General features: G+C 75.3%; 5 protein-coding genes. All 5 read left to right on the top strand.

Annotation, left to right across the window (positions count from 1 at the left end; all coding sequences use genetic code 11):
• The first annotated feature begins 177 nt into the window (after positions 1-177).
• Positions 178-1,740: a methyltransferase gene (locus tag RIF68_RS02250; RefSeq protein WP_309049371.1), complete on the top strand. Its 1,563-nt coding sequence runs from the start codon at positions 178-180 to the stop codon at positions 1,738-1,740.
• Positions 1,741-2,342: 602 nt separating this feature from the next.
• Positions 2,343-2,540: a hypothetical protein gene (locus RIF68_RS02255; protein WP_309049372.1), complete on the top strand. Its 198-nt coding sequence runs from the start codon at positions 2,343-2,345 to the stop codon at positions 2,538-2,540.
• A 282-nt stretch (positions 2,541-2,822) separates the two neighbouring features.
• On the top strand, positions 2,823-5,660 hold the full coding sequence (topA, locus tag RIF68_RS02260; RefSeq protein ID WP_309049373.1) for a type I DNA topoisomerase: 2,838 nt from the start codon (positions 2,823-2,825) through the stop codon (positions 5,658-5,660).
• 132 nt (positions 5,661-5,792) lie between these two features.
• The gene (tmk, locus tag RIF68_RS02265; RefSeq protein ID WP_309049374.1) at positions 5,793-9,146 is read left to right on the top strand and encodes a dTMP kinase; all 3,354 of its coding nucleotides are present in this window, start codon (positions 5,793-5,795) and stop codon (positions 9,144-9,146) included.
• Between the two features lie 101 nt (positions 9,147-9,247).
• On the top strand, positions 9,248-9,932 hold a 685-nt coding region (locus tag RIF68_RS02270; protein WP_375165663.1), incomplete at its 3' end, for an ABC transporter ATP-binding protein.

Below are 9,932 nucleotides of genomic sequence, written 5' to 3' on the forward strand. Positions count from 1 at the left end.
CCCGGCGATACCCGCCGGCCCCCACCGGCAGCTTCCGGCCGACCTCGTCGACCTTCCTGAGCGCCGCCCTCGCCCGGAACGCGGCGACGACGCCGATGCCCGCCGGCCTCCGCCGGTGCCGCCTGATCGGTCGTCACCGCCGGGTCGGCCGCCCCGATGCCGGTGGTGGCCGTCACAATGGGCAGCGTGAGTACGACCAGCCTGACCACCAGCCTCCCGGTGCCCGCGCACGCCGACCGTCTGCGCGGGGCCCTGCTCGCCGCCGACTTCACCGCGGACGGCCTGCTCGACCTGCTCGGCGCCCCCGCCTACGCGGCGCTCGCGCGCAGCGAGACCGTGCCCGCCCTGCGCGCCACCCGCGGAGACTCCCCGCTGGAGACCCTCGTCCGGCTGTTCCTGCTCCAGGAGCCCGTCGCGTACGAACGGGCCGCCGCCGCGCTCCCGCTGGCGGAGACCCTCGCCGACGGCTGGGCCGTCCGGGACGGCGACACCGTGCGCGCGACCGTCGACGTGCGGCCGTACGGCGGCCCCGGGGGCGAGGACTGGTTCATCGTCTCCGACCTGGGCTGCGCCGTCGGCGGCGCGAGCGGCATCGGCACCAAGGACGAAGGGGTGGTCCTCGGTGTCGGCGGCGCCTCCACCACCCTCGCCGGCATCACCGTCCGTACGCCGGTGGGCGCGGCGCTCGACCTCGGTACCGGCTCCGGCATCCAGGCCCTCCACGCCGCCCAGCACGCCACCCGGGTCACGGCCACCGATCTCAACCCGCGCGCCCTGGAGTTCGCCCGGCTCACCCTCGCCCTGTCCGGGGTCCACGAGGCCGAGCTGCTCGAAGGCTCCCTCTACGAGCCCGTCGGTGACGCCGCGTACGGTCTGATCGTCTCCAACCCGCCGTTCGTGATCTCGCCCGGCAGCGGACTGACCTACCGGGACGGCGGGATGAGCGGGGACGACCTGTGCCGCACCCTCGTCCAGCAGGCGGGGGACCGGCTGGAGGACGGCGGGTACGCCCAGTTCCTCGCCAACTGGCAGCACGTCGAGGGCGAGGAGTGGCAGGACCGGCTGCGGTCCTGGGTGCCGCGCGGCTGCGACGCCTGGATCGTGCAGCGTGAGGTCCAGGACGTCACCCAGTACACCGAGCTGTGGCTCCGGGACAGCGGGGAGCACCGTGGCGACCCGGAGGAGTACCGGCGGGCGTACGACCGCTGGCTGGACGCGTTCGAGGCCAGTGGCACCAAGGCGATCGGCTTCGGCTGGATCACCCTCCGGCGCAGCGGGGCCGTGACCTCCGGCGCCGTCGAGCCGTCCGTGGTGATCGAGGAGTGGCCGCACCCCGTCGAGCAGCCCCTCGGCGACACCGTACGCGCCCACTTCGAGCGTCAGGACTACCTGCGCGCCCGGGACGACGCCGCCCTGCTCGCCGACCGGTTCACGCTCGCGCCCGAGGTCGTGCAGGAGCAGGTCGGCCTGCCGGGCGCCGAGGACCCGGAGCACGTCGTCCTCCGCCAGAACCGGGGGATGCGCCGCGCCACCCGGGTGGACCACGTGGGCGCCGGCTTCGCGGGCGTCTGCGACGGCACGCTCACCGCGGGCCGCATCCTCGACGCCATCGGCCAGCTCATGGGCGAGGACCCGGTCATGCTGCGGGACCGCACGCCGCAGGCGATCCGGCTGCTGGTCGAGGAGGGGTTCCTGATCCCCGAGTCCCTGCTGCCGCCCGGCGAGGGCGACGCCGCCTGACCCGGCCGGGCGCGGCCGGCCCGTACCCGTCGTCCCCGAAAAGCCGGCCGGAAAAGCCGGCCGGAAAGCCACCTCCGAAAAGCCACCCCGGAAAGGCCCCCCGGGAGACCACCCCCGGACGCCGCTTCGGCGGGCTGCCCCGAAAGGCGGTCCGTGGCGCCGCCGGGACGTTCCGCTTCCGTCCCGCCGCCCGGCTCGCGTCCGGCGGCGGGAGCGGCATCACCCCGGGGGCGTACGACCGGTGCGACCACCCCCGCGCCGTACGACGCCGCTGGTCGGGCCGCTGCCGCGGGTGCCCTCCTCCGTCCGCCCCCGGCGCGGTCCGCAGGCCGCCCGGGGTCCGCGCCGTCCGGCCGGGACCCCGTCCCGGCGCCTTCCACCTCGGGCGTCGCGGACCGGGACACGGCCGCCGGCCGCGCCGCCCCGGCGTGAGGTGGCACACCCCGGCCACCGGGGCAGCGGGCCGCCCCTACCGGCCGTCCTCGTGAAACCGCGCGCCCCTGTCCGCGTCGTTCACCCGGAATTCGCGTCTCTGACGCCCGGAGGTGCCAGCCTCGCCCGGGGAGACGAACGTCGCACGGGCAACGGAACGGGGTACGGGCATGGAGAGCGGGCCGGCGATCTTCGCGGGAGCGGCGTTCACGCTGTTCGGAGCGGCGCTGCTGCTGTGGACCACGGTACGGCTGAGGGACCGGGAGCCCGTGGCGTACGGCGTCGGCCCCGTGGCGGCGGCGACCCTGACGACGCTCTCCGGCACCCTCTTCCTCCTTCTCGGCATCTGGTGCTTCGGCCGCCTCTGAGGCGGGCCCCACCTCTCTCCGACGGCGCACCGCGCGCCGCCCCCGGCACGGCCCCGCCCCGCCGGTACGGGAGTCCGGGCGGCAGGAATGCCAGGACTCGGGTTACCGTTCGAGTGGCCGTTGCGGGCTTTTGCCGTTTGACACGGGGGCGGGTTGTACCGTCACACTCCGCAGCGACGGGAGCGTCACCGTCCGTGCCGCTGTCGTGCCGTGCGTGCCAGCGCCGCGCGCCGAGCGTGCCCGCACGGGCCCAGAGAGTGCCGACCGGAGAGAAGAGCGAAGTTGTCCCCGACCAGCGAGACCGCACACGGCGGCCGCCGACTCGTCATCGTCGAGTCGCCTGCCAAGGCGAAGACGATCAAGGGCTACCTCGGCCCCGGCTACGTCGTCGAGGCGAGCGTCGGGCACATCCGCGACCTCCCCAGCGGTGCCGCCGAGGTGCCCGAGAAGTACACGGGTGAGGTGCGCCGCCTGGGTGTCGACGTCGAACACGACTTCCAGCCCATCTACGTCGTCAATGCCGACAAGAAGGCCCAGGTCAGGAAGCTCAAGGAGCTGCTGGCCGAATCCGACGAACTCTTCCTCGCCACCGATGAGGACCGCGAGGGCGAGGCCATCGCGTGGCACCTCCAGGAAGTCCTGAAGCCCAAGGTCCCGGTCCACCGGATGGTCTTCCACGAGATCACCAAGGACGCGATCCAGGCCGCCGTGGCCAACCCGCGCGAGCTCAACCAGCGCATGGTCGACGCCCAGGAGACCCGCCGGATCCTCGACCGGCTCTACGGCTACGAGGTGTCGCCGGTCCTGTGGAAGAAGGTCATGCCCCGGCTCTCCGCCGGCCGCGTGCAGTCCGTCGCCACCCGGCTGGTCGTCGAGCGGGAGCGCGAGCGCATCGCCTTCCGCTCCGCCGAGTACTGGGACCTCACCGGCACCTTCGCCACCGGCCGGGCCGGTGACCCCTCCGACCCCTCGTCGCTGACCGCCCGCCTCGCCGGCGTGGACGGCAGGCGCGTCGCGCAGGGCCGTGACTTCGGCGCCGACGGGCAGCTCAGGTCCGAGAACGTCCTGCACCTGGACGAGGAGAAGGCGCGGGCGCTCGCCGCCTCGCTCGCCGACACCTCGTTCGCGGTCCGCTCGGTCGAGTCGAAGCCGTACCGCCGCTCCCCGTACGCCCCCTTCCGCACGACCACCCTCCAGCAGGAGGCGAGCCGCAAGCTCGGCTTCGGCGCGAAGGCGACCATGCAGGTGGCGCAGAAGCTGTACGAGAACGGCTTCATCACCTACATGCGTACGGACTCCACCGTGCTGTCCGAGACGGCCGTCGCCGCCGCCCGGGCGCAGGTCACCCAGCTGTACGGCGCCGACTACCTGCCGGAGAAGCCGCGCGTCCACGCGGGCAAGGTGAAGAACGCGCAGGAGGCGCACGAGGCGATCCGCCCCTCGGGCGACCGTTTCCGCACCCCCGCCGAGACCGGTCTGACCGGTGACCAGTTCAAGCTGTACGAGCTGATCTGGAAGCGGACCGTCGCCTCCCAGATGAAGGACGCGACCGGCAACTCGGTCACCGTCAAGATCGCCGGCACCAGCGCCGACGGCCGGGACGCCGAGTTCTCGGCCTCCGGCAAGACGATCACTTTCCACGGCTTCATGAAGGCGTACGTCGAAGGCGCCGACGACCCGAACGCCGAGCTCGACGACCGCGAGCGGCGCCTGCCGCAGGTGGCCCAGGGCGACGCGCTCACCGCCGAGGAGATCACCGCCGACGGACACGCGACCAAGCCCCCGGCCCGCTACACCGAGGCCAGCCTGGTCAAGGAGCTGGAGGAGCGCGAGATCGGCCGCCCGTCGACGTACGCGTCGATCATCGGCACCATCCTCGACCGCGGCTACGTCTTCAAGAAGGGCACGGCGCTCGTGCCGTCCTTCCTCTCCTTCGCCGTGGTCAACCTCCTGGAGAAGCACTTCGGCCGGCTCGTCGACTACGACTTCACGGCCCGGATGGAGGACGACCTCGACCGCATCGCCCGCGGCGAGGCCCAGGCCGTGCCGTGGCTGAAGCGTTTCTACTTCGGCGAGGGCGGCTCGGCGGGCGCCGGAGCGGCGGCCGACGCCGGCAACGGCGACGGCGACCACCTCGGCGGCCTCAAGGAGCTCGTCACCGACCTCGGCGCGATCGACGCCCGGGAGATCTCCTCCTTCCCCGTCGGCAACGACATCGTGCTGCGCGTCGGCCGCTACGGCCCGTACGTCGAGCGCGGCGAGAAGGACCAGGAGGGCCACCAGCGGGCCGACGTGCCCGAGGACCTCGCCCCCGACGAGCTCACCGTCGAGTACGCGGAGGAGCTGCTGGCCAAGCCGAGCGGCGACTTCGAACTGGGCGTCGACCCGGCCACCGGCCACCAGATCGTCGCCAAGGACGGCCGCTACGGCCCGTACGTGACGGAGATCCTGCCCGAGGACACCCCGAAGACCGGCAAGAACGCGGTCAAGCCGCGCACCGCCTCCCTCTTCAAGTCGATGTCCCTCGACACGGTCACCCTCGAGGACGCGCTGCGGCTCATGTCGCTGCCCCGCGTCGTCGGCACCGACGCCGAGGGCGTCGAGATCACCGCGCAGAACGGCCGCTACGGCCCGTACCTGAAGAAGGGCACGGACTCGCGGTCGCTGACGGACGAGGAGCAGCTGTTCTCCATCACCCTGGAGGAGGCCCTCGCGATCTACGCCCAGCCCAAGCAGCGCGGGCGGGCCGCGGCCAAGCCGCCGCTGAAGGAGCTCGGCACCGACCCGGTCAGCGAGCGGCCCGTCGTCGTCAAGGACGGCCGCTTCGGCCCGTACGTGACGGACGGCGAGACCAACGCCACGCTGCGGACCGGTGACAGCGTGGAGACGATCACGCCCGAGCGCGGCTACGAGCTGCTCGCCGAGAAGCGGGCCAAGGCCCCGGCGAAGAAGACCGCCAAGAAGGCCCCGGCGAAGAAGACGGCGGCCAAGAAGACCGCCACCAAGACCGCGGCGAAGAAGACCACGGCCGCCAAGAAGACCGCCGCCAAGAAGACGACGGCCGGTACGGCGACCGCGAAGAAGACCGCGGCGAAGAAGACGGCGGCCCAGCCGGAGTAGACACCGCCCGGAACCACGGTTCACGTGCGGGGAAGGGGCGGGAGCGGTGCTCCCGCCCCTTCCCCCTGCCCGCCGTCCTCCCGGGATTCGGTCCGGCCGCGGTGGCCTGGGCCGTCCGGATAGGGTGGACGGATGACGCGAGCAGAGCAGCAGCCAGACCGCCTGGGCGACTTTGACGCCGCACTCGTCGCGGATTCCCGGGAACGTGCCGTACGGGCCCTCCTGCGCCATCGGCCGCTGCGCCGGCTGTGGAGCGCCCACGCCGCCGGCGGGGCGGGGGACGCCCTCGCCCTGCTGGTCCTGGTCCTCCTCGGCCTCCAGGCGGCCGCCTCCGGGGACGCCTTCGGCGGCGGAGAGCGCGGGGCCGCCCTCGCCGTGGCCGCCGTCGTCGGCGCCCGGCTGCTGGCCTCGCTCCTCTTCGGAGCCGTCCTCCTCGGACCGCTCACCGCGCTCACCGCGCTCGGCGGCCCCCTGGACCGGCGCTGGACCATGATCGGTTCCGACGGCCTGCGGATCGCCCTGCTCGTCGTCGCGCCCCTGTGGATCGACTGGACCCCCGGCAGCGCCCTGTGGTTCCTGCTCGGCACCGTCTTCGTCACCGGGGCCGCCGAGCGCCTCTGGACCGTCTGCCGCGAGGGCGCCGCGCCCGCGCTGCTGCCCGCGCCGCCCGTGGAGGGCGACGCCGTGCGCCCGCTGCCCGACCACCTCGGCGCCCTGCGCCGGCTCTCCCAGCGCACCGGCTTCCTCGCGGTCCCGGCGGCCGCCGCCGCCCTGCTCCTCGCCACCCTCGTCGGCAACCTCCTGGGCGCCGGGATCGACTGGTTCTCCCGGCACCAGGCCGCGCTCGGCTCGTACGTCGCCGCCGGGCTGCTCGCCGCCTCCGCAAGCGTCCTGTACGCCATGACGCTGCCCGGCGGCCGGACCCCGCGGCCCCGCTCGCCCCTGGAGGGACTGCGCCGACCGGCGGCCGAGAAGGGCCGCACCGGAGCCGTACCGCTGCTCGTTTTGACCTGCGCCACCGTCGCCGGAGCCGTCGCCGCGGCGGCCTCCGTCGCCGTCCTCCACGCCGACGACCTCGGCGGCGGCCCCGTCACGTACGCGCTGCTCGTCCTCGCGCTCAGCGGTGCCACCGCCCTCGGCATCCGCACGGCCCGCTCGGTCCTGCCCGTGCTGTCCCGGCGCCGGCTGCTCGCCCTCGCGACCGCCGTCACCGGGGTCGCGCTCATCGCCATGGGCCTGGTGCCGGACACGGCGACCGTGCTGTTCCTCGCCGTCCTCACCGGGTACGCGGCCGGCGTCGCCGCCCACACCGGCCACACCCTCGTCGACCAGGAGACCGAGGAACCCCGCCGGGACCGCACCACCGACCACCTCCAGGCCTCCGCCCGCGTCGGCGTCGGCCTCGGTGCGCTGGCCGCCCCGCTGCTCGCCGCCGCGATCGGCCCGCACCGCCTCGCGTCCGGCAGCTTCGTCTTCGCCCACGGCGGCGCCGCCTTCACCCTGATCCTCGTCGGCGCCCTGCTGCTGCCGGTGGCCGCGCTCGTCCTCGCCAAGGCCGACGACCGGGCGGGCGTCCCGCTCCGCCGCGACCTGCGCGACGCGCTGCGCGGCGCCGACCCGGCCCAGGCCCCCTCCCGGACCGGCTTCTTCATCGCCGTGGAGGGCGGTGACGGCGCCGGGAAGTCCACGCAGGTCCAGGCGCTCGCCGAGTGGATCCGCGCCAAGGGCCACGAGGTCGTCGTCACCCGGGAGCCCGGCGCCACCCCCATCGGCAAGCGGCTCCGCTCGATCCTGCTCGACGTGTCCTCGGCCGGGCTGTCCAACCGGGCCGAGGCCCTGCTGTACGCGGCCGACCGCGCCGAGCACGTCGACTCCCTGGTCCGGCCGGCCCTGGAGCGGGGCGCCGTCGTCATCTCCGACCGCTACATCGACTCCTCCGTCGCCTACCAGGGCGCGGGCCGCGACCTGTCCCCGACCGAGATCGCGCGCATCTCGCGCTGGGCGACGGACGGCCTCGTCCCCCACCTGACGGTGCTGCTCGACGTCTCCCCGGCCACCGCGCGGGAACGCTTCACCGAGGCGCCCGACCGCCTGGAGTCCGAGCCGCCCGAGTTCCACGCGCGCGTGCGGGCCGGTTTCCTCGCCCTCGCGGCCGCCGACCCGAGTCGCTACCTCGTCGTCGACGCGGGGCAGGACCCGGAGGCCGTGACCACCGTGGTGCGCCACCGCCTCGACCGGGTCCTGCCGCTCTCCGAGGCCGAGATCAGGGCCGCCGAGGAGGCCCGCCGCAAGGCCGAGGAGGAGGCCCGCAGGAAGGCCGAGGAGGAGGCCGCCCGCAAGGCCGAGGAGGAACGCCTGGAGCGCGAGCGCCAGGAGCAGCTGGCCCGGCTGCGCGCCGAGGAGGAGGAGCGCAAGCGGCGCGAGGAGGAGGAAGCCCGCCGCCTGGAGGCCGAACGCCAGGCGGAGGAGGCCCGCCGCCGCGCCGAGGAGGCGCGGATCGCGGCCGAGGAGGAGCGCAGGCGGCGCGAGGCCGAGGAGAAGGCCCGCCGCGAGGAGCAGGAGCGTCTGCGCCGGCAGGCCGAGGAGGAGGCCCGGCTCCGTGCCGAGGCCGAGGCCCGTCGCCTGGAGAAGCAGCGCAAGGCCGAGGAGGCCCTGCTGCGTGCCGAGGAGGCCCGCCGCGAGGCGGAGGCCGCGGCGGCGGCGAAGGCGGCCGAGGAGGCTGCCGCGAGGGCCGCGGCGGAGGCGGTCGCCAGGGCGGCGGCGGAGAGGGCCGCCGCGGAGCGTGCGGCGGCCGAGCGCCTCGCCGCCGAGCGGGAGCAGGCCCGGCGCGAGGCCGAGGCGCGCGAGGCGGAGGCGCGGGAGACCGAGGCGCGGCGTACGGCGGAGGCGGCGCGGGCCGCCGGTTCCGCCGGGCCGGCGGACGACGTCACCGTGGAGACCCCGGTCGTCCGGCCGGACGCGTCCGGCGCCCCGACCGTCTCGCCCGAGGAGGTCACCGTCGCCACGCCGATCGTGCGCCCCGAGGACGCCCGGCGCGACGCCGGACGGCCCGACGACGAGACGGCGGTGCTGCCGCAGATCCGGGACCCGCGCGCGGCGGACGAGACGGCGGTCCTGCCGCCCGTGCGCGACGAGCGGGCCGCGGACGAGACGGCGGTGCTGCCGCCCGTGCGCGACGAGCGGGACCTGCGGGCCGGTTCCCGGGACGTGCGGGGCGGTGGCGTACGGGATCCGCGGTCGGCGCCTGTCCCGGACCCGGTCGACCGGGTGCCGCCGGGCATCTTCCGCGACGAGCGGCCGGACACCGCCCGTCCCGACGACGCCACCCGCGAACTGCCCCAGCTCGACGAGCAGGGCCGGCCGCGCCGCCGCTCCGACTGGGCGGAGGAGACCCCGCTCGACGACCTGCCGACCCTGGCGGACGAGCTGTTCGGCCCGCACGGGGACGACGGCGCGGACGGGCCGGACGGCCGCCGGCGCCGCTGACGGGGACTTCCTCAGGGCCGGGGGTGGAGCTGGCTCCACCCCCGGTCCGGCAGTCAGCTCCATACCGCTGTGACCTGCGCTTTCCTACCGTTGACCGCATGATGAGGACAGCGGTGGCGGAGAGCGGGACCCCCACGGGGAGCGGCGGGGCGGCGCTCGCCCTGGACGGGGTGGTCCGTGCGTACGGGCGGCGGCGCGGAAGCGCGCGGGGCGAGGTTCCCGCGCTCGACGGGGTGAGCCTCGTCGTGCCGCGCGGCCGGTTCGTGGCGGTGATGGGGCGGTCGGGATCCGGCAAGTCCACGCTGCTGCGGTGCGCGGCCGGGCTCGAACGGCCGACCGCGGGGACGGTACGCATCGGCGGCACCGACCTCGCCACCCTGAAGCCCGCCGCCCTCACCCGGCTGCGCCGCGACCGGATCGGCTTCGTCTTCCAGTCGCTCAACCTGGTCTCCGCCCTGAACGTCCGCGAGAACGTCACCCTGCCGCTGCTCCTCGCCGGGGCCCGCGGCGGCCCGGAGCTCGACGCCCGCGCCCGCGCCGGGCTCGCGGCGGTGGGCCTCGCGGACCGCGCCGAGGAGCGGCCCGAGAACCTCTCCGGAGGTCAGCGGCAGCGCGTCGCCGTCGCCCGGGCCCTGCTCAACGACCCCGAGGTCGTCTTCGCCGACGAGCCGACCGCCGCGCTCGACCCGGTCACGGCGGCCGAGGTGCTCGCCCTGCTGCGGCGCGCGGTCGACGAGCGCGGGCGCACCGTCGTCCTCGTCACCCACGACCCGGTGGCCGCCGCGT

Origin of the sequence: Streptomyces sp. (genome assembly GCF_031178505.1) — a bacterium.
GTDB lineage: Bacteria > Actinomycetota > Actinomycetes > Streptomycetales > Streptomycetaceae > Streptomyces > Streptomyces gulbargensis.